Annotated in this window: 13 protein-coding genes; 12 read left to right on the top strand and 1 reads right to left on the bottom strand. The window is 72.5% G+C overall.

Translation table 11 applies throughout. The features are described from left to right. Positions 1-23: 23 nt before the first annotated feature. From ACLJQM_RS10785 to ACLJQM_RS10730, 12 genes are all read left to right on the top strand, one after another. A complete protein-coding gene (locus tag ACLJQM_RS10785) occupies positions 24-5,531 on the top strand; it encodes an amino acid adenylation domain-containing protein (RefSeq protein WP_410631015.1) in 5,508 nt (1,835 codons plus the stop codon). Then, positions 5,524-11,712 (top strand): SDR family NAD(P)-dependent oxidoreductase, encoded by a 6,189-nt coding sequence (locus ACLJQM_RS10780; RefSeq protein WP_410631014.1) that lies wholly within the window; start codon positions 5,524-5,526, stop codon positions 11,710-11,712. The genes ACLJQM_RS10785 and ACLJQM_RS10780 overlap by 8 nt, the downstream gene beginning before the upstream one ends. Then, on the top strand, positions 11,705-12,418 hold the full coding sequence (locus ACLJQM_RS10775) for a thioesterase II family protein (protein WP_410631013.1): 714 nt from the start codon (positions 11,705-11,707) through the stop codon (positions 12,416-12,418). Before ACLJQM_RS10780 ends, ACLJQM_RS10775 begins: the two co-directional genes overlap by 8 nt. 32 nt (positions 12,419-12,450) lie before the next feature. Continuing rightward, positions 12,451-13,638 (top strand): cytochrome P450, encoded by a 1,188-nt coding sequence (locus ACLJQM_RS10770; RefSeq protein WP_410631012.1) that lies wholly within the window; start codon positions 12,451-12,453, stop codon positions 13,636-13,638. Beyond that, positions 13,635-15,035: a condensation domain-containing protein gene (locus tag ACLJQM_RS10765; RefSeq protein WP_410631011.1), complete on the top strand. Its 1,401-nt coding sequence runs from the start codon at positions 13,635-13,637 to the stop codon at positions 15,033-15,035. The genes ACLJQM_RS10770 and ACLJQM_RS10765 overlap by 4 nt, the downstream gene beginning before the upstream one ends. Continuing rightward, entirely contained in the window at positions 15,032-16,378 is a 1,347-nt protein-coding gene (locus tag ACLJQM_RS10760) for a DUF6002 family protein (protein WP_410631010.1), read from the top strand. Before ACLJQM_RS10765 ends, ACLJQM_RS10760 begins: the two co-directional genes overlap by 4 nt. Continuing rightward, positions 16,375-17,502, top strand: a complete 1,128-nt coding sequence (locus ACLJQM_RS10755; RefSeq protein ID WP_410631009.1) for a GNAT family N-acetyltransferase — start codon at positions 16,375-16,377, stop codon at positions 17,500-17,502. Before ACLJQM_RS10760 ends, ACLJQM_RS10755 begins: the two co-directional genes overlap by 4 nt. Further along, positions 17,484-18,371, top strand: a complete 888-nt coding sequence (locus ACLJQM_RS10750) for an LLM class flavin-dependent oxidoreductase (protein ID WP_410631007.1) — start codon at positions 17,484-17,486, stop codon at positions 18,369-18,371. Before ACLJQM_RS10755 ends, ACLJQM_RS10750 begins: the two co-directional genes overlap by 19 nt. Then, entirely contained in the window at positions 18,368-19,672 is a 1,305-nt protein-coding gene (locus ACLJQM_RS10745) for a hypothetical protein (RefSeq protein WP_410631006.1), read from the top strand. The genes ACLJQM_RS10750 and ACLJQM_RS10745 overlap by 4 nt, the downstream gene beginning before the upstream one ends. Positions 19,673-19,933: 261 nt before the next feature. Continuing rightward, positions 19,934-20,764, top strand: a complete 831-nt coding sequence (locus ACLJQM_RS10740; RefSeq protein WP_410631005.1) for a recombinase family protein — start codon at positions 19,934-19,936, stop codon at positions 20,762-20,764. Between the two features lie 723 nt (positions 20,765-21,487). Further along, positions 21,488-21,955 carry a peptide-methionine (R)-S-oxide reductase MsrB gene (msrB, locus tag ACLJQM_RS10735; RefSeq protein WP_410631004.1) on the top strand — a complete coding sequence of 156 codons (468 nt, stop codon included), beginning with the start codon at positions 21,488-21,490 and terminating at the stop codon, positions 21,953-21,955. Between the two features lie 53 nt (positions 21,956-22,008). Continuing rightward, positions 22,009-22,560 (top strand): MOSC domain-containing protein, encoded by a 552-nt coding sequence (locus ACLJQM_RS10730; RefSeq protein ID WP_410631003.1) that lies wholly within the window; start codon positions 22,009-22,011, stop codon positions 22,558-22,560. Between the two features lie 288 nt (positions 22,561-22,848). Here ACLJQM_RS10730 and ACLJQM_RS10725 read toward each other — a convergent pair whose 3' ends face one another. Then, positions 22,849-23,769 (bottom strand): NADP-dependent oxidoreductase, encoded by a 921-nt coding sequence (locus ACLJQM_RS10725; RefSeq protein WP_410631002.1) that lies wholly within the window; start codon positions 23,767-23,769, stop codon positions 22,849-22,851. Positions 23,770-23,855: the final 86 nt, after the last annotated feature.

Below are 23,855 nucleotides of genomic sequence, written 5' to 3'. Positions count from 1 at the left end.
CCGGCAACGACTTGGAGTGGAGCATGTCCGGCGAGGCCTACGAACACGGTGAAGCAGCCCGATCGCTGCCACTGGCACTCCCCCGGCCGGCCGCCCCGTCCTTCCGGCAGGCCACCGAGGTGGTTGCGGGCGGCTGGAGCGCTGAGGTGCTCGCGGCAGCGCTGGCCGTGGTGCTCGCCCGGCACAACGACGCCGAGTCGGTCGAACTCGCGGTCGCGGTGGCCGGCGAGGACAGCCGGCAGGTCCGGTTCTCGACGACCGCGAAAACCTCCTTCGCGCAACTGATGGCCCAGGCCGGGACGGCGGCCGGCGAGCGCGGCGGCTGCCCCGTGGTCGTGGCGGACCACAAAGCGGGCCTGGGCCGCGTTCTCGCCGCGGCGGATCTCGCGGTGCTCACCGAGCCCGCGACGAGCACCTTGCAGTACGTCTACGCCACCGATCGGTTCGACGCGACGTCGGTGCGCCGGATCGCCGGTCAAGTCCGAGCCGTCGCGGCCGCCGGCACCGCGCGACCGGAGACGCTGCTGGACGAGCTGGACCCACTCGGCCCGGAGGAACGAGCGGACCTGCTGGCGCTGGCGGCGGCCGAAACATCCACAGTGGACGGACGCATCGAGGAACTGGCCGACCGCCAGGACGCCGGGCGCGCCGCGGTGACGCACGCCGGGCGCACGCTGACCTACCACGAGCTGCGCACCCGGGCGAACTGGCTGGCCCACCGGCTGCGCGCCCGCGGAATCGGCGTCGGCGACCGGGTCGGTGTCCTGGTGGAACGCTCGCCGGAGCTGGTCACCGCCTTCCTCGCGGTGCTCAAAGCGGGGGCGGCCTACGTACCGATCGATCCGGCCGCGCCGCTCGTACGGCAGGCGGAAGTGGCCGAGCTGGCGGGCTTGAGCTTGACGATCGCCACCTCCGAGGAGGCGCCGGGCACGACGCCCGTCGAGGTGCTGCCGCCGGTGATCCCGGCCGTGGAAGACGCTCCGGAGCACGGGGGAACGGCAGCCGACGCCGCCTACGTGCTGTTCACCTCCGGCTCGACCGGCCGGCCCAAGGGCGTCGAGGTCACCCACGCCGGCGTCGTCCGGCTGTTCGGAACCACGCGCGCCCTGGTCGGCTTCGGCCGAGACGATGTCTGGGCGAACCTGCACAGCCCGGCTTTCGACGCTTCGGTCTGGGAAATCTACGGCGCGCTCCTGCACGGCGGCCGGGTCGTGATCGCCCCGCCGGACACCGCCCGCGACCCCGGTGAAGTGCTCGCGCTCCTGGACCGGGAACGCGTTTCGCTGCTGACCATCTCGCCCACCGCGTTCGAAGGCTTCCGGGACGCGGTGCTCGAACGGGGTGCGCCGCCACCGTCGCTGCGCTTCGTCGCGCTGTGCGCAGAGGCGCTGAACGTCGGCACCCTCCGCCCGTGGTTCGAGCGCTTCGGCGACGAGCACCCGGTGCTGGCGAACATGTACGGCATCACCGAAACCACCGTGCACAGCACCTACCACCGGATTCGCGCGGGTGAGCTGCACGACGGGCGCAGCCGGATCGGCCGCGGCCTGCCGGACACCCCGGTGTACGTCGTGGACGGTCGCGGCAGGCTCGTCCCCTTCGGTGTGCCGGGGGAAATCCGGGTCGGCGGCCCCGGGGTGGCCGCCGGGTACGCCGTCGCGGCCGCCGAAGACCACGCGCGCTTCGCGCCCGACGAACACTCGGCGGTGGCGGGCGCGCGGGTCTACCGCTCCGGCGACCGCGCCCGGTGGCTGCCGGACGGTTCCCTGGAGTACCTCGGGCGGCTGGACCGCCAGCTCAAGATCCGCGGCTACCGGATCGAGCCCGCCGAGGTGGAGAACACGCTGCTCGCCCACCCGGACGTGACGGCGGCGCGGGTGTGGGCCGTGCGCCGGCCCGAGCGGCCACCGGTGCTCGCCGCCGCCGTGGTGCCGGCCGCGGGAGCCGTGCTGCAGGCTGCCGACCTCCGCGCCTTCGCGGCGAGCCGGTTGCCGGGTCACCTCGTCCCGGCGGGGGTGGTCGTGGTGCCACACCTCCCCCAGACGGCCAATGGGAAGCTCGACACGTCCGCGTTGCCGGACCCGTTCGCCACAGCCGAGCAGGAACCCGGCGAGGACACCGGCGGAACGGCCGCCCTGGTCGCCGAGGTCATGGCGGACGTGCTCGGCGTACGGCGGCTCGGGACCCGGGCGAACTTCTTCGAACACGGCGGCGACTCGATCACCGCGGTCCGCTTGGTCACCCGGCTCCGGGACCGGAACGTCGAGGTGGACCTCGCCACGGTCTACCGGGCCCGGACGCCCTCGGCGCTCGCCGCGGCCGAACCGAGCCCCGCCGCACCCGCACCCCGGCCCGGTGCCGGGCGCGCCGGGCTGCCCCCGGGCGCGGTCGACTCCTTCCCCGCCACCCGCCTGCAGCGAGGGATGTTCCTCCACAGCGTCGGCGACGGCGAGCAGACCTACCACGACGTCCTCAGCTACACGCTCGACACGGCGCTCGAACCCGGACCGCTCGCGACCGCGCTCCGAGCCGTCACCGCCGCGCATCCCGTGCTGCGCAGTGCCTTCGCGCTCGATCGCAGTGATCCGCGGCAGGTCGTCCACGAACACGCCGAGATCGCGGCCACCTTCGTCGACCTGCGCGGGCTGCCCGCGGGCGAGCGCGCGACGGCGGTCGAGGAGTGGGCCGGCCGCGAGCGGCTGGTTCCCTTCGACTGGACCGTTCCCGGGCTGCTGCGCGTGTTCGTGCACCGGACCGGCGACACCGAGTGCGTGTTGTCGCTGTCCGTGCACCACGCGATCCTCGACGGCTGGAGCGCGGCCACGCTGGTCACCGAACTGCTACTGGCCCACTCCCGGATCGCCGGGCGGCAGGCTCCGCCCGCAGACGTCCTGCGCCGCTACGCCGAAGCGGAACAGAGCGCGGAACGCGACGAAAGCCATCGTGCGTTCTGGCGCGACCGGCTGGAGGACGCCATACCCACCAGCATCGGCATGCCCGGCGTCGAGGGCTCCCCGCCGGGGGAGGTCTCGTCGACCGTGCCGGCGGATGTGGCGCGGCGGCTGCGGGAAACCGCCCGGGCCGCGGGGGTTCCGGTCAAGTCGATCTACCTGGCCGCCCACCTCGCGCTGCTGGCGTTCGCCTCCGGCGCACCCGACGTGCTCACCGGGCTCGTGACCAACGGCCGGCCGGAGGAACCGGGCGGCGACGAGGCACTGGGCTTGTTCCTCAACACCGTGCCGCTGCGGCTGCGGGTCGCCGGGCAGACCTGGCCCGAACTGGCCCGGGACGTTTTCGACCAGGAGACGGCGCTCGCCGCGCACCGCCGCTACCCCTTCGAACGGATCCAGGCCGACGGCGGGTTCAGCCGGCTCTGCCCGACCGCGTTCAACTTCACGCGCTTCCACGTCTACGACCGCCTGGCCGCGGCCGGGATCCGGATCACCGGCCTGCGCTACCACGAGCAGACGGACTTCGGGCTCTTGCTGGCCGTCCACGAGAACCCGTTCGACGGCACCGTGTCGGTGACGCTGGCGTACCGCCCGGAGGAAGTCGATGCCGGCCGGGCCCGGACGCTGGCCGAGGTCTACCTCCGGCTGGTGCACCAGGCCGCCGCCGGCGAAGACGGGCCCGTGGCGCGTTCGCTCGGCACGTGGGCCCGCGCCGCGGGGCTGACCGCCGAAGCGCCCGAAGGACCCCCACCCACCGGCTGCGGCTCGGCGCTGAGCCTGGTGGTCCCCCGGTTCGAAGCCGACCCCGACGCCGTCCTCGTGGTCGAGCAGGACCGTCGCTGGACCCGCCGCGAGATCGCCGCGGCGGTCGCGGGTACCCGAGCCGAGCTGCGAGACATCGGAGTCACGCGGGGGTCGAGGGTCGCCTCGTTCGCCTCGCGCGGTGCCGGCCCGCTGATCACGCTGCTGGCCGTGTGGTCGCTCGGCGCCGTCTACGTGCCGATCGACACCGCGTTGCCGCCCGAACGGGTGCGGACCTTGCTCGCCACCGCGTCGTGCTCGGCGGCGGTGACGTCCCCCGGAGCCGCCCCGACGGGGTGGGCGGGGCCTTCGGTGGTGCTGGGTTCCAGCGACGACAACCCGGTCCCGTGGGAGGTACCCGACGCCGGTGACGAGGCCTACGTGCTCTTCACGTCCGGCTCGACCGGGGTTCCCAAAGCGGTGGCGGTGGCGCATCGGACGCTGGGCAACTTGATCGCGTGGCAGCTGACTCGGCCCGGCTGGGGCGGGTCCGCGGTGGTCAGCCAGTTCGCCCCGCTGATGTTCGACGTGTCACTGCAGGAAATGCTCACCGCGGCGGCCGGCGGTGGTGCCCTCGCCGTCGTGCCGGAGCCGGTCCGCCGCAACCCGCAAGCCCTGCTCGAGTTCCTCGCCGGCGCCGCCGTCGAAATCGTGTTCCTCCCACCGGTGGCGCTGCGGCAGCTCGCGACCGCGTGGGAGGCGTTCGGTTCGCCGGGCTTGAAGGTGCGCCAGGTGATCACCGCCGGCGAAGCGCTGGTCGTCACCGACCAGGTACGCCGGCTCGCGGCCGCCACCGGCGCCTCGCTGGTCAACCAGTACGGCCCGACCGAAACGCATGTCGTCACCGCCCACCACCTCGGGCCCGATCCGTCGGCATGGCCGGAGCGCCCGCCCATCGGGCTGCCCGTGGCCGGCGCGGGCCTGCGGGTGCTCGACGAGCTGGGCCGCCCGGTCATGGCCGGAGCGCGGGGCGAGCTGCACGTCAGCGGTCCCGGAGTGGCACTCGGCTACCTGGGCGCGTCCTCCGGCCGGTTCCACGAGCTGGCCGGGGTGCGGCACTACCGGACCGGTGACGTCGTCCGGGTCACCGGGCGAGGGCTCGAGTTCGCCGGCCGTGCCGACCGGCAGGTGAAGGTGCGCGGCTTCCGGGTCGAACCCGACGAGGTGGCCGCCGTGCTGCTCCGGCACTCCGATGTGGACGGTTGCGCGGTCCGCGCGGTCGACGACCGGGACGCCGGAACCGAGCTCGCGGCCTACGTCGTCCCGAGAACTGCCGCGCTCACGACGTCGGCGGTGCGCGACCACCTCGCCGGGCTGCTCCCGGGCTACGCCGTGCCCCGGTACGTCGAGCTGCTCGACCGCCTGCCGCTCACCGCGAGCGGCAAGCTCGACGTGCGAGCTCTCCGTCCGCCGCGGACCCTTCGCCCGCGCCCGGCCGAGGCACACGGGGCGACGCCTGCCGAGCGGCGGGTGCTGACGGTGTGGGCGGACGTGCTGGGGCACCACGTGAGCTCTCCGACGCTCTCCTTCTTCGAAGCGGGCGGCACGTCGCTGCTCGCCCTCCCCCTCTACCTGAAGCTGCGCGACGAATTCGGCGCGGCTTTCCCCTTGCACGACCTGTTCAGGTACCCCACCGCCCGCGGGATCGCGCGGTTCCTCACCACGCGCTCCGCGAGCACCTCACGCCACGGCCATGGCACCAGCGACCGGCTCGACCGGATCGCGCTCGTCGCCGACCGCACGCGGACGGCCCGGAAACGGGAGAAGACCGATGACTGAGCACCACCCCGAGGTCGCCCCAACCGACATCGCCATCATCGGGATGTCGCTGCGGCTGCCGGGAGCTGCCGACCCGGACGCCTTCTGGCAGCGCATCACCGAAGGCGAAGAGCAGCTCACCGTCCTGACCGACGAAGATCTGCGCGCGGCCGGCGTGTCCGAAGAACTGCTGGCCAATCCCGACTTCATCCGGGTGACCAGCATGATCGACGACGCCGGCGACTTCGACGCCGACTTCTTCGGCATCACCCCGAGCGAAGCCCGGCTCATGGACCCGCAGCACCGCCTGCTGCTCGAGCTGTGCTGGCAAGCACTCGAGGACGCCGGGTACGAAGCCGGTGCCGGCCTCGGTGACGTCGGGGTGTTCGCCGGCGGCGGCAGGCACGCCTACCTGCGTTACGTGGAACCCCATTTCGACGAGGGTGACTTCCTCGACGGCTCGATCCACGGCCTCCAGGCCGACATCGGCAACTACGGCGACTTCCTCGCCACGCGGGTGTCGTACAAGCTCGGGCTGACCGGACCGAGCCTCAACCTCCAGACGGCCTGTTCCACCGCGCTGGTCGCGGTGCACGTCGCCGTGCAGAGCCTGGTGCTCGGGGAGTCCGACGTCGCGCTGGCCGGCGGGGTGAACCTCCACACCCCGCAGGTCAACGGCTACCTCTACGAAGAGGGGTCGATCTGTTCGCCGGACGGTCACCTGCGCCCGTTCGACGCGGACGCCAACGGCTCGGTCTTCGGCAACGGCGGCGGGATCGTCGCGCTCAAGCGGCTGGAGGACGCGCTCGCCGACCAGGACCGGGTGATCGCGGTCATCAAGGGAACCGCGATCAACAACGACGGTGCCGACAAGATGAGCTTCACCGCGCCGAGCGTCCCAGGCCAGGCGGAAGTGATCGCCCGCGCCCACCGCGTCGCCGGGGTGGACCCGCGCACCATCGGCTTCGTCGAAACGCACGGCACCGGGACAGCGCTCGGCGACCCGATCGAAGTGGCCGCCCTGATCTCGGCGTTCGACCTCCCGCCGGTCGAGCAGCCGTTCTGCGCGCTGGGCGCGGTGAAGGCCCAGATCGGCCACCTCGGCCCGGCGGCGGGCATCGCCGGCCTGATCAAGGCGGCGCTCGCACTCGAACGGGGGCAGATCCCGCCGACGGTCAACCACCGGACGCCCAACCCGGCCATCGCGTTCACCGGTTCACCCTTTTACGTGCCGGTGACCGGAACCGGCTGGCCGGGTCTGCGCCGCGCCGGGGTGAGCGCTTTCGGGGTCGGCGGCACCAACGCCCACGCCGTGCTCGAACAGCCACCATCGCGACCACCGGCGCGCCCGGATGACGGCCGCCCGGTGCCGGTGGTGCTCTCGGCGCGCTCGGCCACCGCGCTCGAAGCCCTGCGTGCCTCGGTCGGCACCCACCTCTCCGGGCTCGGGGAACCGCTCAGCGAGGCCGCGCACGTCCTGGCGACCGGACGCCGCCGGCTGCGTCACCGCCTGGCCGTCGCGGCCGCGGACCCGGCCGAAGCCGCCCGCCTGCTCGCGGGGGCCACCCCGGTCGCCGCGCCGGAGGCGGAGCTGCCCGTGGTGTTCGCGTTCCCGGGGCAAGGCGCCCAGTTCGTCGGCGCCGGGCGCGGGCTCTACGACAGCGACCCGGTCTACCGCGGGGTGGTGGACGAGCTCTCCGAGCGGCTGCTGGCGACCGACGGGCTCGATGTGCGCACGGTCCTGCTGGCCGGCGAAGCCCGGCGGGCCGAAGCCGCGGTGCTCCTCCGCCAGGCGCTGTGGGCGCAGCCGACGATCTTCATCACGGAGTACGCACTCGCCCGGTCGCTGACCACGGCGGGTATCACGCCCGACCTGATGATCGGGCACAGCATCGGCGAGTACGCGGCCGCCGCGCTGGCCGGGATCCTGACGCCCGAGGACGCGCTGAAACTGGTCGCCGCGCGCGGCAGGCTCATGCACTCCGCGACCGAACCCGGCGCCATGATGGCCGTCGGCCTCGCCGAAGCAGATCTGCGCCGGATCCTGCCCGCCGACCTCGACATCGCCGCGGTCAACACGACCGAGCAGAGCGTGGTCTCCGGCCCGGTGGACGCCATCGCCCGCTTCGACGACGAACTCGCGCGCACCGACCTGCTCCACACCGTGCTGGGCACCTCGCTGGCCGCCCATTCGTCGCTGATGGATCCCATCGTCGAGCCGTTCCGCGAGATCGCCGAGTCGGTCCGGTACCACCGGGCCGGCGCGGAGCTGGCGACCACGCTGCGCGGCGGGCTCGCCGAACCGGGCACCCTGGCGGAGCCCGGTTACTGGGCGGAGCACCTGCGCAGCCCGGTGCTGTTCCGGCAGGGCGCGCAAGCGGTCCTCGACCGGCTCGGGCAGGTACTCGTCGTCGAGGTGGGTCCCGGCCGCGCGCTGACCGGGATGTTCCGCCAGATCGGCGCGGACTCCGATCCGCGGTCGGTCACCCCGTGGGTGGCGAAGGATCCCGAGCTGGCCTCACCGGCCGCGATCGCGGCCGCGGTGTGGGCTCAGGGCGGCCGGGTCGACTGGCCCCGCCACTTCGCCGGCAGCTCGGTCCGCCGCACCCGCGTACCCGGCTACCCGTTCGAGCGCTCGACGTACTGGCTGGAGGAACCGCGTCCGGCGAAGCCGCTGCCCTACCCGTCTTCACCGCTGCCACTGCGGCGTCGAGAGCTCCTCCAGCAGCCCGTGTGGACGCCCACCCCGGCGCCCGAGGCGGCGCCGGCCCGCCGCCGCATCCTCGCCCTGGTCCCGCCGGGCCACGCCCTCCCCGCCGCTCTCGCGGCCGCGGGGCACGACGTCGTCGTAGCGGATGCGCCATTCGCCGGACGCGCCGAGGCACAGCGGTTCCTCGACGGGCTGAGCGCCGCCGAAACCCTCGACTCGGTGGTGGTCGTCCCGCCGGAAATGCCGGGCGACGACGTCGCCGCCGCCGTGGCCGGCGTTGTCGAAGGGGCGTTCTGGCCGGCGGTGTGGCTGGTTTCCGCGCTCGCGGCCCGGCGCTCCGCGCCCCTGGATCTGGTCGTCGTCACCCGGGCCCGGCACGACGGCACCGCGCCCGAGCTGGCACTACTGGCAGGCCCCGCGAAGGTGCTACCCCAGGAGTACCCGTCCGTGCGGGCGGTGGAGGTCGATGTCGACGCCGGCGCCTCGGCCGGCTCCGTCGCCGGGATCGTGCTCACCGAACTGACCGCCGCGGACGGTGCCGACGTCGTGGCCTACCACGGCGGTGAGCGACGGACCCTCGGCTACGCACCGGTGCGCGAGCCCGGCACGACCATCACCTGGCGATCCCCCGGCCGCTACCTGATCACCGGCGGCCTCGGCGGTATCGGCTTGGCGCTGGCCGGAGAAGCAGCCCGCCGGCCCGGGATCACGCTGGTGCTGACCCACCGCACCGAACTGCCCGACCCGGCGATCGCGCTCGCCGATCCCGCCACGCCACCGCGCCTGCGCGGGCGGCTGGCGGCGATCGCCGCGCTGCGGGAGGCCGGCGCGCAGGTGCACGTCGTCCGCGCCGACGTGGCCGACCGCGACCGGATGCGCGAAGTCCGCGAGGCGTACGGGCCCTTCACCGGTGTCGTCCACGCCGCGGGCGTGCCGGGCGGCAGGCTGATCGACGCCATCGGTCCCGAGGACGCCGACCGGGTGTTCGCGCCCAAGGTCCGTGGCGCGCTGGTCCTCGACGAGGTGGTGGCCGACGAAGCGACCGAGTGGCTGGTGCTGTGCTCGTCGGTGTCCTCCGTCGTCGGCGGTGTCGGGCACGTCGACTACTGCGCCGCCAACGCGTTCCTGGACGCCTTCGCCCGGACGCGCACCGACCGCGGCCGCCGTACCGTCAGCCTCGGCTACGACGCCTGGACCGAGTCGGGCATGGCCGTCGACGAGGCGGCGCGCTCACTGGCCGATCGGGTGGGCACCGTCGACCATCCGGTGCTGACCGGCGAGCACGCCGACGGCGAAGCCAAGGAGTTCCGGGGAGAGCTGCAGGACACCGACTGGGTGGTGGCCGAGCACCGGGTGGCGGACGTGCCGGTGCTGCCGGGCACCGGGATCATCGAACTCCTGCACGCCGCGGCCGGCCGGGCCTTCGGCCAGGACGCCGTGGAGATCGGCGAACTGGACCTGCTGCGGCCGCTCGCCGTGCCACCGGGCGCGGCCACCGAGGTCGCCGTGCGGCTGGAAGGCGGGCCGGCCGAGTTCAAGGCCGTGCTGCGCAGCCGGCGGGACCGGGGTCCGTGGACCGACCACGCCACCGGTCTTCTCCGCCGCGCGGACCCGGACGACCGGCGCGAGCCGGTGGAGCTCCCGGCCGGCGCGGGACCCGACACCTCACCCGCCCACGCGCTCACCGCGTTCGGCCCCCGCTGGGACAACGTGGTGCGCACCGCGCGCACGGGCGCCGGCGAGCTGCTCGTGGAGTGCGCGCTGCCCGATCGCTTCACGGACGAGGGATTCGGTGTCCACCCGGCACTGCTCGACACCGCGGCGGGCAGCCTGCTGGGATTCGTCACCGACGCCCCGCACCTGCCGATCTCCTACGAACGCGTCACCGTGCACCGCCCGATGCCGTCGCGGGTCCGCTCCCGCATCACCGAGCGTCCCGGCGCGCAGCCGGGGTTCCGCACCTTCGACGTCGTCGTGCGGGACGAGCAGGGCACTCCGGTGATCGAGCTGGACGGTTACGCCGTGCGCCAGGTCGAAAAGGACGACGTCACCGCCGACCTCGCGACCCGGCCGGCGGCCAACCGGGCCCTCGTCTCCACCGATCCCGGTGATCTGGGCGCGTTGCGCTTCCGCGCGGTCGAGCGCGCCGCGCCGGCGCCCGGCGAGGTCTCCGTCGAAGTGCTCGCCGCGGGCTTGAACTTCAAGGAAGTGCTGATCGCCAACGGCATGCTGGACGCCGACGAAGGCCACCGGTTCGGCCTGGAAGCGGCGGGGATCGTCCGAGAAGTCGGCGAAGGCGTCACCGAACCGCGCGTGGGCGACGCGGTGATGGCCATCGGCTCCGGATGCCTGTCCGACCACGTCACCGTCCGAGCCGAACTGACCGCGCCCGTTCCCGCCGGCCTGAGCTTCACCCAGGCCGCTACCGTGCCCATCGCGTTCGCCACCGCTTACGACGCCCTCGTCAACGTGGCCGGCCTGCGAGCGGGTGAGCGGGTGCTGGTGCACGCGGTCACCGGCGGCGTCGGCCTCGCCGCGCACCGGATCGCCCGGCACCTGGGGGCCGAGGTCTTCGGCACCGCGGGCAACCGCGCCAAGCGGGAATTCGCCGCGGCCGAAGGCGTGGTGAAGGTGATGGATTCCCGGTCGCTGGCGTTCGAACGGGAAACCCTCGAGGACGGCGGTGTCGACGTCGTCCTCAACGCGCTGGCGGGCGACTTCATCCCGGCGGGTCTGCGCACGCTGCGCGAACGCGGCCGGTTCGTCGAACTGGGCCGCCGCGACATCCTCGCCGGCGCCCCGCTCGACCTGAACCTGTTCGCGACCGGGCGCACCTTCAGCTCCTACTACCCCGACTCCGCGTCGGCGCGGTTCACCGAGGCGTTCCGGCAAGCCGCCGCCCTGGTGAGCCGGGGCGTGATCGCCCCGCTGCCCGTGCACGCCTTCAGCACCGACCAGGTCGGCGAAGCGTTCTCGTTCCTTTCACGCGCCCAGCACATCGGCAAGGTCGTGGTGACCCGCCCGGGCGCGGAAGAGCAGCCGGCACCGGCCGGCGCGACCGCCACCGAGGGGATCACCAACCGCGCCGGGGTCCGTGCCTTCCACGGGGCGCTGGCGCTCGGGGGCACCCACGTCCTCGCCAGCGCGCGGAACTTCGGCGCCACCGGCGACGACCTGGTGGTGGCCGAGCACGTGCTGCACGACACCGGCTCCGCGGTGCACGCCCGGCCCGACCTCGCCTACCGGTACGTCCCGCCGGAGAGCGAGACCGAGCGGCTCCTCGGGGCGGTCTGGGCCGGGGTGCTGAGCATCGACCAGGTCGGCCGCGAAGACCGGTTCCTCGACCTGGGCGGCGACTCGCTGTACGCGACCCAGGTGGTGGCCCGCGTCCGCAAGGAGTTCGGGGTGCGCGTCGCACCGGCGAACGTCCTGGGCGAGCTGCCCCTTCGAGCTTTGGCCGCGCAGATCGACGAGCAGGCGAACCGTGACTGACGTCCGCGCCCGGGTGGTTTGCCTGCCGTACTCGGGCGGCAGCGGCTTCGCCTACCGGCAGTGGCCGCCGCTCGGCGACGGCGTCGACGTGCTGCCGCTCGACTACCCCGGGCACCCGCTCCGCCCGGACGAGCCCTTGAAGCACTCGGTGCCCGACCTCGTCGCCGACCTCACCGAAGCGTTGCGCGGGGTGTGGGACAAGCCGTTCGCGCTGTGCGGAACCAGCCTCGGCGCCCTGGTCGCCTTCGAACTCGCCCGGGTCGCCGAAGCGGCCGGGCGAGCGCCCGCGGTCGTGGTGCTCGCCGCGTGCGCCGCGCCCAGCAGGCTCCCCCGCCACCCGCCCGTGTCCGACCGGGACGACGAAGCGTTCCTGGCGGCGATCGCCGGCCGCTACGGCGGCGCGGCGGTCGGCCTGGCCGCCGACCCCGATGCGCGTGACTGGTTGCTGCCCGCGCTGCGCGCGGACATCCGGGCGTTCGAGACCTACCGGGGTGCCGAAGCGGCACCGATCGCCGCGGACCTGATCGTGGCTTCCGGCCAGGACGACGGCTCGGTCGGCTTCGGCGACGTCGCCGCGTGGCGGTCGTTCACCACCGGCACCTGCCGCGTGCTTTCCGTGCCCGGCGACCACTTCTTCCTGCTCGACCAGCCCCACGAGGTCGTCGGGGAGCTGGGCTCCCGGCTGAGAACCGGAACGCGGCCGTGACCACCCCACCCCAGTGCAGCGACGGAGACACCGTGAACGACACCGAGTGCCCGGTAGTGACCTACCCGATGGAACGCACCGACCCGTTCCACCCACCGCCCGAATACGCCGGCCTGCGCGAGCGTGCCCCGGTCGTGCCCGCCCGCCTGTCGTTCCGCCCCGGCCACGACGCCTGGCTCGTCACGCGCTACCGGGAAGCCCGCCAGGTGCTCGACGACACCAGGTTCAGCTCCGATTCCCGGCTGCCCGGGTTCCCCGTGCGCCGCGCGCACAGCGCGCTGATCCGCATGGACCCGCCCGAGCACACCCACTACCGCGCCATGCTCGCGCCCGAGTTCGTCGGACGCCGCGTCGCCGAGCTGCGGCCGGTCGTGCACCGGCTGACCGGCCGGCTGCTCGACGCGCTGGATTCCGGGCCGGCCGAGGTGGACCTGGTCCCCACGCTGGCGATGCCGCTGCCGTCGCTGGTCATCTGCCACCTGCTCGGCGTCTCCTACGCCGACCACGTCTTCCTCCAGGAACGCACGGCGGCGGCCCTGCGCGCCACGTCCACGCCGGAAGAAATCGACCAGGCGGTGGCCGATCTCGGCGACTACATGGACGGCGTGGTGCGGGAGAAGACCGCGAACCCCGGCGACGACCTGCTCAGCCGGCTCGTCGCCGAGCAGGTGCGAACCGGCCGGTGCACGCCGGAAGTCGCCGCCGACCTCGCCCGGCTGCTGCTCGTGGCCGGGCACGTCACGACGGTCAACATGATCGGGCTCGGCCTGCTGACGCTGCTCCGCAACCCCCGGCAGCTCGAGGAGCTCCGGGCCGACGAGCGGCTCGCCGCGCCGGCGGTCACCGAACTGCTCCGCCACCTGAGCATCACCCCGTCGCTCGCCCGGGTGGCCACCGAAGACATCGAGGTGGGCGGCTGCCTGATCAAGGCGGGGGACGGAGTGATGATCCTGCTCTCGTCGGCGAACCGCGACGAGCGGGAATACGCCGATCCCGACCGGTTCGACATCCACCGCGCCGAGCGGCAGAACCTCGCCTTCGGCTGGGGCCCCCACCTCTGCCTCGGTGCTTCCCTGGCCCGCTTGGAGCTGCAGGTGGTGCTGACCGCCGTGGCCCGGCGGTTCCCACGCCTCGAGCTCGCGGTGGACCTCGACGACATCCCGTTCCGCCACAAGGTGAACATCTACGGTGTCCACGAACTGCCGGTGGTGCTGAAGTGACCGGCGTGGAATTCCCCCTGTCCCCGCAACAGGAATTCCTCTGGGAGGGCGCGCGCTTCCGGTCGCTGGGGCAACCCCTCGCCTCCCGGGGCAACCCGTCCATCGCGCTCGAGCTGTCCGGCCGGTGGGAGCCGGACCGCTTCCGGTCCGCCTTGGACCTGATGATCGCCCGGCACGAACCGTTGCGCACCACGCTGACCGACCTGGGGGAAGCGCCCCGGCAGAAGGTCGGTCCGGCGATCGAGGCGCCGCTGTCGTTCGTGGACCTCTCGACGACCACCGCGCCGGAGCGCCGGGAAGCTCTCGCCCGAGCCCTCGTGGCAGGAGCCCGGGCCACCGAGTTCGACCTGGTCGACGGGCCGCTCTGGACCTGCCTCCTGGTCCGGTTGTCGGCGACGCGGCACGTGCTGGCGTTCGCGTTCAGCCACCTGATCATCGACGGCGTTTCCCTGCTCGCGTTCCTGCGGCAGCTGGAAGACCTCTACTCCGGGCGGGAGCTGCCACCGCTGAAGCGGCAGTACCGGCACTTCGTGGAAGAGTCGGCTGCTCCGCTGCCCGACCTCGAGCAGCGGCTGGAGCACTGGCGGCGGGTCCTTTCACCCCTGCCGGGCCGGCTTTCCTTCCCCACCGACTACTCGGCGACCCCGCCCGCGCTGATCTCCTACGCGGAGGAGGACTTCAAGAGCCGTTCGACGACGGCGGAACTTCGCGAAATCGGCCGTCGCCACCGCGCCACGCCGTTCACGCTCAACGTCGCGGCCTACGCCCTGGTGCTGGGCCGTACGTCGGGTGAGCCGAAGGTGGTCATCGGCTCCAGCGTCGCCCGGCTGGACCTCAAACCGGACGAGGATTCGCTGGGCTACTTCCTGGACAACATCTTCGTCCCCGTGCTCGTGCGGCCCCGGCAACCGGTCGCCGACCTGGTGGCGCAGGTGCGGCAATCGCTGCTGGACGCCCAGCGCTTCACCGTGCCCTACCGCGCGCTGGCCGAGGCCGTGAACCCGGATTTCGCCGAGCAGCGCCCCTGGCCGGGTATCCACCTGTACGACGCCTGGGTGCGCGGCCGGGTGTTCGAGGCCACCAGCTCCGGCACCACCGCGTCGTTCGGGCGCACCGCGGTCACCTTGTTCTCCGCGCCGGGTGGCTCAGCTCCACGGGAAGTCGTCGAGCCGGCGCACCAAGCGGCGTACACCCGGTACTACCTGCCGTCGCTGTACCTCAACGACGCCGCGGGCAGCAACGGCTACCTCGAGTACAACCGCGCGGTGTTCGCGCGGGACACCGCGAGGCGGATCGCCGCCGACCAGCAGCACGTGGTCGCTCGGCTCGCCGACGCGTCCGCACCGGTCGAAGAAACGTGGCAAGCGGTCCGCCGCCGCGAGAACGGGAAAGCATGACCGAGACCGGAACCACGCACGTGCTCGACGACGCGATGACGCGCTACGGCGGATTGCTGCGGCAGATCCCAGGCCTGCTCGACGGCTCGTCCGCCGAACCGGTGGCGTTCCGCTGGCCGGCACCCGGTCCGCGGCTGTCGAGCTTCCACAGCGCCTCGGGAATCGCGCTGCACCAGCTCGGCTCGCGGCACGGACACCGGCTCTTCCTCCTCGACCTGATGCGCAATCCGCGCACCCGGACGACCAAGACGTTCGCTTCGCTGAGCATCGTCGGCCGGGCCGTGCGGCACATCTCCGAGCACGGCCAGCCGGTTCTGCTCATCACCCCCACCTCCGGGAACAAGGGCACGGCCCTGCGGGACGCGGTGGGCCGCGCGTACGCGGCGGGGCTCGTCACCCCGGACGAACTGCGCATCGTGACCGTGGCCCCGGCCGGATCGCGGGACAAGCTCCGGGACGGCCCGCTGTCGGCCACCTCCGAGCTGCGGGAGCGCAACCCCGTCCTGCTGGCCGACGTCGAGCGCCCGGACGCGGTGAAGCAGCTGGCCAGGCAGGCGTGGCAGCACCTGAACGAAACCCACGGGCGGTTCCTCCCGTGGTTCACCCTCGCGGCCGCGAACTACGGGGTCGCGGACGCGCTCCGGGCCTTCGCCGAAGCCGAGCTCTGGCCGGTCCGGGCCGACAGCCCCGCCCGCGTCCACGCGCACGCCGTGTCCAGCGCCTACGGGCTCCTCGGCTACCACCTGGGGCTGCAACTGCTCGGCGGGGGCACCACCGAGCTGGGTGTTCCCGCCCGGCACCCGGGCTTCCTGCTCGTCCAGCAGCTCGCGACTCCGGACATGGTGCTCAGCCTGCTCGGCCGCCCGGCGCCGCCGCGCTACGAACCCGCTCCGGGCGGCGGCTGGTCTCAAGCCGGCGGCGACGCCCATTTCCCGGCCGTCACCGACGATCCGGCCGAGCGGCTCGACCCGACCTTCTACACCACCGCGCCCCCGACCGCGCCCGAGATGGCCGCACTGGTCGCGGCCCACGGTGGCACCGGCGTCGTCGTCTCGCGCCGGGAATGCCTCGACCGCTACGAGGACATCGGTCACCTGCTCGCGGGCACCGGCCACGAGCTGCCCGACAACCCCGCTGAGATCCGCGAATGGTCACTGGTCAAGGTGCTGACCGGAGTACTGGTGGCCGCCGAGCGCGGTCTCCTGCCCGCCGATGCCGACGTCGTCGTCCACGGCTCGGGGCACTACACCGACGAAACACTTCCGCCGCTGCCGTCCGCCGCGGCGGACGAGGTGACCTCCGTGTCCGATGTGGACGCCGCGCTGAGGAAGGCGCTCCGGTGAACATCGCCGCGCGGGCGCGCTACGCCTGGGACACCAGTTCGTTCGGTCCGTTCGCTCGTACCCGGTTCACGGTGGACACCGTCCGGGCCGCGCGAACCGGCTGGCACGCCTTCGACGCCGGCCCGTTGTGCCTGGCCTATGGGGGTTACCGAGCGGGCCTGACCCACGTCGTGCCCTTCCTGCGTGAGCGCGCCGAGGCCGCCGGCCTGCCGCTGGGTCCGCTGACCCGGTGGTCGCGGCGCAAGCCCCCGGCGGCCGACCTCGTCGTCATCGGCGGCAGCCACCGGGCCATGGCGCGGCTGCCACCCGCGCACGCGGTCGTCGCGCCCTTCCGCGTGCACCTCGTCCTGGAGCTCGGCGGTCCCGCCGGATGGCGGCCGGATTCGGTTTCACGCAAGGAACGGCAGCACTTCCGCCGGGAGCGCGACCGGCGGGGGTGGCGGCTGGAGATCACCCGTGACGCCGCCGACCTCGCCTTCTTCCTCGACCGGATGCACGAACCGACGATGAGCGCCCGGCACGGCGACCACGCGCGGAGCGTCTCGGCGGACGTCGCGAAGCACGCGATCCTGCGCCGGGGCTTGCTGTTCTTCGTGACCGAAGGCGGCTCGCGGGTCGGCGGGGTGCTGTGCCACCTCGACCGGGCACGCGGGGTGCTGACGCTCAGGCTCGCCGGTGTCCTCGACGCCGCTCCGGCACACTACCGCTCGGGTCTGTACACCGCGCTGTACCTGCTCGTCGCGGAATGGGCCGCGGCCCAGGACCTCGCGCGGGTCGACCTGTCCGGCTGCGAACCCTTCCTCAGCAAGGGGATCTTCCGCTTCAAGCGCAAGCTCCACCCGCGGGTGCTCGTGCCCGGCAACCACTTCGCCGGACGGGTGCTCCACCTCGCCGCGCGGCGTGACAGCCCGGAGCTGCGCGACCTGCTCGTCGCCAACCCGCTCATCGCCCGGTCGCCGGCCGGCCTCGAGGCGGTGTACTTCCACGACGACGAACGCCCCGCGCGAACCGACCTGCGCTGGCACGGCACCGGTCTCACCGCGGCCCGCCCGGTGCACCTCGACCGTTTCCTGGCCGGCCTGCCGACGCGGAGGGAGGCCCCGCGGTGCGCGTCGGTGTCGTGATCCTCCCCGACGCCACCTGGCCGGCCGCGGCCCAGGCCTGGCGCATGGCCGATGAATGGGGGTTCGCCCACGCCTGGACCTACGATCACCTCGCCTGGCGCGACCTCCTCGACGACCGGTGGTTCGCCGCGATCCCCACGCTCGCCGCGGCGGCGGCCGTCACCCGGCGGATCACCCTCGGCACCCTGGTGGCGACGCCGAATTTCCGCCACCCCGTGCCGCTGGTCAAGGAGGCACTGACCCTGCGCGACGTGTCGGGCGGGCGGTTCGTCCTCGGCATCGGGGCCGGAGCGGGCGGCGCCGACGCCACCGTGCTGGGCGATCCCGAGCCGTCACCGGCCACGCGTGCCGCCCGCTTCGCCGAATTCGCCGAGCTCACCGACCGGCTGCTGCGCGAACCACGCGTCGACTTCGACGGCGAGCACTACCGGGCGCGTGCGGCGCGGACCGATCCGGCACTCGGCCCGGACCGCGCCCTACCACTCGCAGTGGCCGCGACCGGACCGGCGGGCATGCGTGCCGCCGCCCGCCACGCCGACCTGTGGGTCACCAACGGAACTTCGCCACAGCCGGGCCGGATCGCCCCCGCCGCCACGCCGGGGCTCGTCGCCCGGCAGGTCGCGCGCTTGCACGCGACCTGCGCGGAGCTGGGGCGCGATCCGGCGACCCTCCGCACCCTGCTGGTCGACGTCAACCGGACGGATCCGCCGCTCGCCTCGCCCGAGGCGTTCGCGGACGCGGCGGGGCGCTACCGGGAAGCCGGCATCTCCGACTTCGTCGTGCCGTTCCCCCGCACCCGGCCGCCGTACGCCGGCGATCTCGCCGTTCTGGAGGAGATCGCCGCCCAGCTATCCCGAGGAGCAGTGTGACGACCTGGTTCGGCGACCAACCCGTGCCTCCCCGCCGGCTGAGCGGGCCCGCGATCAAGACCCTGCTGCGCCACGAACTGCGTGATTGCGGGACCCGGCTCGAATCGGAAACCCTGGCCGTGCAACCGCTGCTGACGTCGAGAACGGCCTACGACGAGCTCTTCGCGGCCGCGAGCGGCTTGGTGCGCCTCGTGCGGCGGTGCGTTGCCGAGTCGGCGCCTACGCGCGCCGGGAGGCTCGCGGCGCTCGGCATGGCGGACGGCCCGTTCGAACCCCGCGACGAGGACTTCGAGTCGCGCTACGCCGATGTGATGGCACGACCCGACGTCGTCCTCGGTCCGGACGGGCCACGGTTCCTCGAGTTCAACGTCAGCGGCACGTTCGGTGGTCCTGCCGAGGTGCGGTTGTTCACCGGAGCCTGGACGCGGGTGTACGGAGAGGGAACGTTCTTCGGCCACGACCCGTTCTCCGCGCGCGCGGCGATGTACAAGGAGGTCTGCACCGAACTCGGTCTCCCCGCCGCGGTGCGTTTCTTGGGAAGCATCCGGGACCGGCCGGGCGCCCGGACTGCCCGGTACTACGAGGAGGAGGTGGAACACTTCGTCGCTCACAGCTTCGACGCGTCCTTCGTCGAGCCGGAGGACCTGCCCGTCGTTCCGGCGGGCAGCCTCCTGCACCGGTACTTCGCCGTCGACGACTGGCGAGACCTGGGCATCGACGTCGGACCGGTGCACGACGCGGTCGCCCGTGGTTGCGTGCTGTTCCCCCCGCAGAGCAGCTATCTGCTGGCCAACAAGAAGGTGCTGGCGTGGCTGTCGGAGGGAACAGCGTGGATGTCCGAGCCGGACCGGGCGCTCGTCGACCGCTACCTCCCGTGGACGAGAGTCGTGAAACCCGGCCCCGTGCTGCGCGGCGGCGTCGCGCACCGGGACTTCGCCGATTTCGCGCTGTCCCACCAGGACGAGCTGGTCCTCAAGAAGGCGGTCGGCATGATGGGCCTCCAAGTGACCCTCGGGCCGTTCACCTCCGAGAGCGCTTGGCGGGACGAAGTCGCCCGGGCTCTCGCGGACGGGGACACCATCGTGCAGGACTACGTCACCCCTGGCCGCGTCCCCGTCGAAATGACCGACGAGACCGGCGACGGCACCCATGTGAGGTCGATCGCGCCGGTGCTGAGCCCCATCTTGTTCGGCGGCCAGCCGGCCGGCTGCTGGGCCCGCTACCGCGGAACAGGCGAGGACGGCATCATCGGCGCGAGCGGCCACGGCGCCACCGAAAACGTTCTCCTCGCCGTGCAGTGAGCTGTCGCAAGGCCTCGACGAGATTCGTCACACACGCGACCGGATCTCCCGGCTCTTGGCCACAGCCTCGAGTCCGGATTCACTGGCACCCAGTTCGCCACCCTTTACACCTGGTGCAACCGCCACGGTATTCAGCTCTGGCTCCCCGAGACAGCCGATCCGGTCGATTTAAGCAACCGCGATCACCGGGCACTGGTATCGCTGCTGGCCACCCAGTCACAGCGCGAAGTCCTCCGCGCCCGACACCGGGTACTGGCGGCGATGCACAACCAGGCCACCCAGCAAGGCCGCTACCTCGGCGGCCGACCACCCTACGGCTACCAACTCGTCGACGCCGGCCCACACCCCAACCCCACCGACGCCCGCTGGGGCCGACGCCTCCAACGCCTCGCACCCGACCCACTAACCGCACCCCACGTAGCCTGGATGTTCCGGCAGCGCCTGGCCGGACACAGCGTCGCCAGTATCGCCCGGGACCTGAACGAACGTGGTGTCCCCTGCCCGTCGAGTGCCGATCCGGACCGCAACCGCCACCGCGCCCGCGGCGCCTGGACGTTGCGCACGGTTGCCGTAATCCTGGCGAGCCCGCGCTACACCGGTCGCCAGGCCTGGAACCGCCGCGCCACCGGCACCGAAGGCCCAGCCTCAACGCCCGCGCTGTCGGCGAAGGCTGCCCATCCGGCGCTGATCACGGAGCAGGACTTCGTCGCCGCTCAACAGGTCCGGGCCGCACGACAAACCACCGACGGGCAAGTCCGACGGTTCGCCCTAGCCGGCCTGATCCGCTGCGGTATGTGCGATCGGCGACTGGACTCGCACTGGAACCACGGGCGACCGACGTACCGCTGCCGCCATGGCCACACCAGCAGGCAACGCGCGGGCCAACCGCGGCCGAAGACGCTCTACATTCGCGAAGATCACCTCGTGGACGAGATGCACGTCCGGCTCGGCGTTCAAGACAGTGACGGCCACGCCACGCTGGAGTCAGTTCGGACACGAAGCAGCCGCGTCGCGACAGCGCTACGAGGCTCGGGACAGTCCATCGTCTACGACGGCGCCGGATGGCGACTGGAGAAGATTGATTCGAGCTAGGCTACGATCGCCCCAGCTTCAAGATCGCGTTCCGCGATCCGCGGGGTAACACTGTGTCCGAGGACCGAGTTGATCTATAACCCTATACTAAAGTTCGCCACTGACCTGCAGCTTAAGTGACCCGCCTCGGCGCTGGACATTTCCCACGTCTGTGTGCTCAAAGAGGGACTTGAACCGCCACGCGTGGGATATTTCCCACGTTTGAGGAGATCATAGCGGCTACTTCAGCCAGCCGCGGACTCGTCTTCGTCTACCCCGGCCGAGACTTGCCGCCTGCGCTGGTATTGGGCCTGAGGCCGGTGGCCCCTTGAGCTCGAGGAGAAATTGCCGAGAGCGGGAATAATGGCCGTCGCAACGACCACCGGGCTTGCTCTGCCGGCAGCTGTCAACACGCCAGGTCGATCAGCCGGACCCTGACCTCACCGGTTACAGGGGACGTCCACCAGAAGCGGCTTCTCTCTGCCTAGGACCTCGCCGAAGAACCTCTCGTCCTTCATCTCCACGGTGCTGGTCATGCTCTCCCCTCAGGTGGCGTCCGTTTCGGGGACCGCACAGTCCACTCGGGCGAGCGTGTTCACCCAGTCCTTACGAAAGAAGAACACGCCCGCCGACCGGACCGCCGACGGAATAGCGCGAATGCGTCGCACGTCTGTACGTGTGCACGTCCAGGTGCGTTTCACCTGGTGCCCCAGCTTCGCGCCGCAAGGCGGGGAAGGGAGAGCTGTGCCTCAGCAGGCCAAGTTCCACAAGAACCCGGAAGCCGTGTCTCGGCTGGATCCGGAGCAGTACCGCGTGACCCAGCAGGACGGCACGGAGCGTCCCTTCGCGAACGCGTACTGGGACAACCACGAGCCGGGCATCTACGTCGACGTCGTCTCCGGCGAGCCGCTGTTCGCCTCGGTCGACAAGTACGACAGCCGGTCCGGCTGGCCGAGCTTCACCAAGCCGATCGCCAAGTCGAACGTCGTCGAGCGGGACGACTTCAGCCACGGCATGATCCGGGCAGAAGTCCGCTCACTGCAAGGGGACAGCCACCTCGGCCACGTCTTCAACGACGGCCCGCTCGACAAGGGCGGAATGCGCTACTGCATCAACTCCGCGTCGCTGCGGTTCATCCACCTCGACGACCTGGAAGACGCGGGCTACGGCGACTACTGCACCCTGTTCACTGGCGACACCGACAGCAAGTGAAATCGCCGGCGCGCGAACTCGGAGTTCGCGCGCCGGCGCGTTCGAGGAAAGCCATGGCGGAACCGCGCGAGACCCCGGTGGAGATCGTCGCGCTGCTGGTCTCCGCCGCACACGCCTTCGAAGGCCGTCCCGCGGACGGCCCGCGGCCCGAACCCGAACCCCTCGAGCGCGACGAGGTCACCGTGCGCGCCGGGCTCGGGCTCGTCGGTGACCGCTACTTCAACCAGCCCGCCCACCGCCGGGCCGCCGTCACCCTCTTCGCCGCCGAGTCGCTCGACGTTCTCGCGCGGGACCTCGACCTCGCCGCGGTACCGGGCCCGCACCTGCCGCGACGCAACATCGTCGTGCGTGGGTTCCCGGTCGACGACCTGGCCGCGCCGCGTGGAGGGACCGGCGCCGTCTTCGGCCTCGACTCCGGCGCTGGCGAAGTCCGGTTCCAGGCCTGCCGCCCGGCCCACCCGTGCGCGTGGATGGACGTGGTGCTGGCGCCCGGCGCGTTCCGCGGGCTGCGCGGGCACGGCGGCGTGCGCTGCACTCCTCTCGACGACGGAATCCTGCGGCTCGGTCCCGCGACCCTCACCGTGATGGGCTCCCCCGCGACCTGACGCAGCTCCCACCGCGGCGCGGGACCCAGGACGGCGAGAGCGAAGATCGGGGCGAGGCTGGCGACGTCGTACTCGTCGTCGTTGGCCAATTCGCAGCCCACCGGCTCGGCGGCGCTCGTGTTCGCACTGCTCGCCGAGGCCAACCAAGCCGGAGCGTGGGCCGCTGTCACCAGCATGCCCAACCTTGGGGTTGCCGCTGCTGTTGAGCTCGGCGTCGAGCTCGACCGGCTCGCCCTGGTACCGGATACCGGCGCGGATCCTACTTCGTCATCAAGAACGCGTACTGACCTACGGCACGAGCACGATCTTGCCGCGCGCGTGGCGGCGCATGAGGTCGCGGTAGGCGTCGCGGACCCGGGCGAGCGAGTAGGTGGCGGCGATCGGGACCTCGAGGTCGCCAGCCGCGACAAGCTTGACGAGCTCGGCCAGCACCTCGACGTTCGCGGACCCCGTCATGCCCTCGCCCTTGACGCCGGTGCGCGCAACGCCGGCGAAGTCGATGATCGTGTTGATCCGGTCCTTCGCCACACCGAGTTCCAGGGCCAGGTCGATGTAGCCGTCGCCGAAGTTGTCGACGAACGCGTCGACGCCGTCGGGCGCGGCTTCGCGGATCCGGTCGAGCACACCGTCACCGTAGGTCACCGGCACCACGCCGTGCTCGCGCAGCCAGGCGTGGTTGGCCTCGCCCGCGAGCCCGATCACCGTCGCACCGGCGCGGCGCAGCAGCTGCACGGTCAGCGACCCGACCCCGCCCGCGGCGCCCGCGACGACGACCGTGTCCCCCGGACCGGCCCCGACCGCGCGGACGTTCGCGTGCGCGGTGGTCCCGGCGACGAAGAGCGCGCCGCCGGCCTCCCACGGTACGGCGGGATCGCGCGCCACGAGCTGGGCCGCCGGCACCGCGACCAGCTCGGCGTGGCTGGCACGGGTGTCCACCCAGCCGATCACCTCGTCGCCGGCGGACCAGGTGCGCACCGCCGGGCCGACCTCCTCCACGACCCCGGCGAGGTCGCTGCCCTCACCGGACGGGAACGTCGCGGGCCAGCGCTCGTGGAGCGCGCCGGACCGGATCGCGTTCTCCCCCGGGTTGACGCCGGCCGCCCGCACGCGCACCAGCACCTCGTCCGCCGCGGGCACCGGCCGGGGCACATCCCGCACCTCCAGCACGTCGATGTCGCCGTACTCGTCGAACCGCACCGCCTGGGGCATCTCGCCCCTCCTTCCGGACTCCTTGTTCCTGCGGTCCAGCAAACCGGAGACGGAGAGCATGATCCATGCTGGATTCAAGCGAAAAA

Origin of the sequence: Amycolatopsis sp. cmx-4-83 (genome assembly GCF_046548815.1) — a bacterium.
Lineage (GTDB): Bacteria > Actinomycetota > Actinomycetes > Mycobacteriales > Pseudonocardiaceae > Amycolatopsis > Amycolatopsis pretoriensis_A.
The sequence above is the reverse complement of the archived record's forward strand: the minus strand, read 5'-3'. Positions and strand labels throughout refer to the sequence as shown.

Coding starts and splice junctions, on each gene's coding strand:
- ACLJQM_RS10785 (WP_410631015.1), top strand. CDS start 24: ATGTCCGGCGAGGCCTACGAACACGGTGAAGCAGCCCGATCGCTGCCA.
- ACLJQM_RS10780 (WP_410631014.1), top strand. CDS start 5,524: ATGACTGAGCACCACCCCGAGGTCGCCCCAACCGACATCGCCATCATC.
- ACLJQM_RS10760 (WP_410631010.1), top strand. CDS start 15,032: ATGACCGAGACCGGAACCACGCACGTGCTCGACGACGCGATGACGCGC.
- ACLJQM_RS10740 (WP_410631005.1), top strand. CDS start 19,934: ATGCACAACCAGGCCACCCAGCAAGGCCGCTACCTCGGCGGCCGACCA.
- ACLJQM_RS10730 (WP_410631003.1), top strand. CDS start 22,009: ATGGCGGAACCGCGCGAGACCCCGGTGGAGATCGTCGCGCTGCTGGTC.
- ACLJQM_RS10725 (WP_410631002.1), bottom strand. CDS start 23,769: ATGCCCCAGGCGGTGCGGTTCGACGAGTACGGCGACATCGACGTGCTG.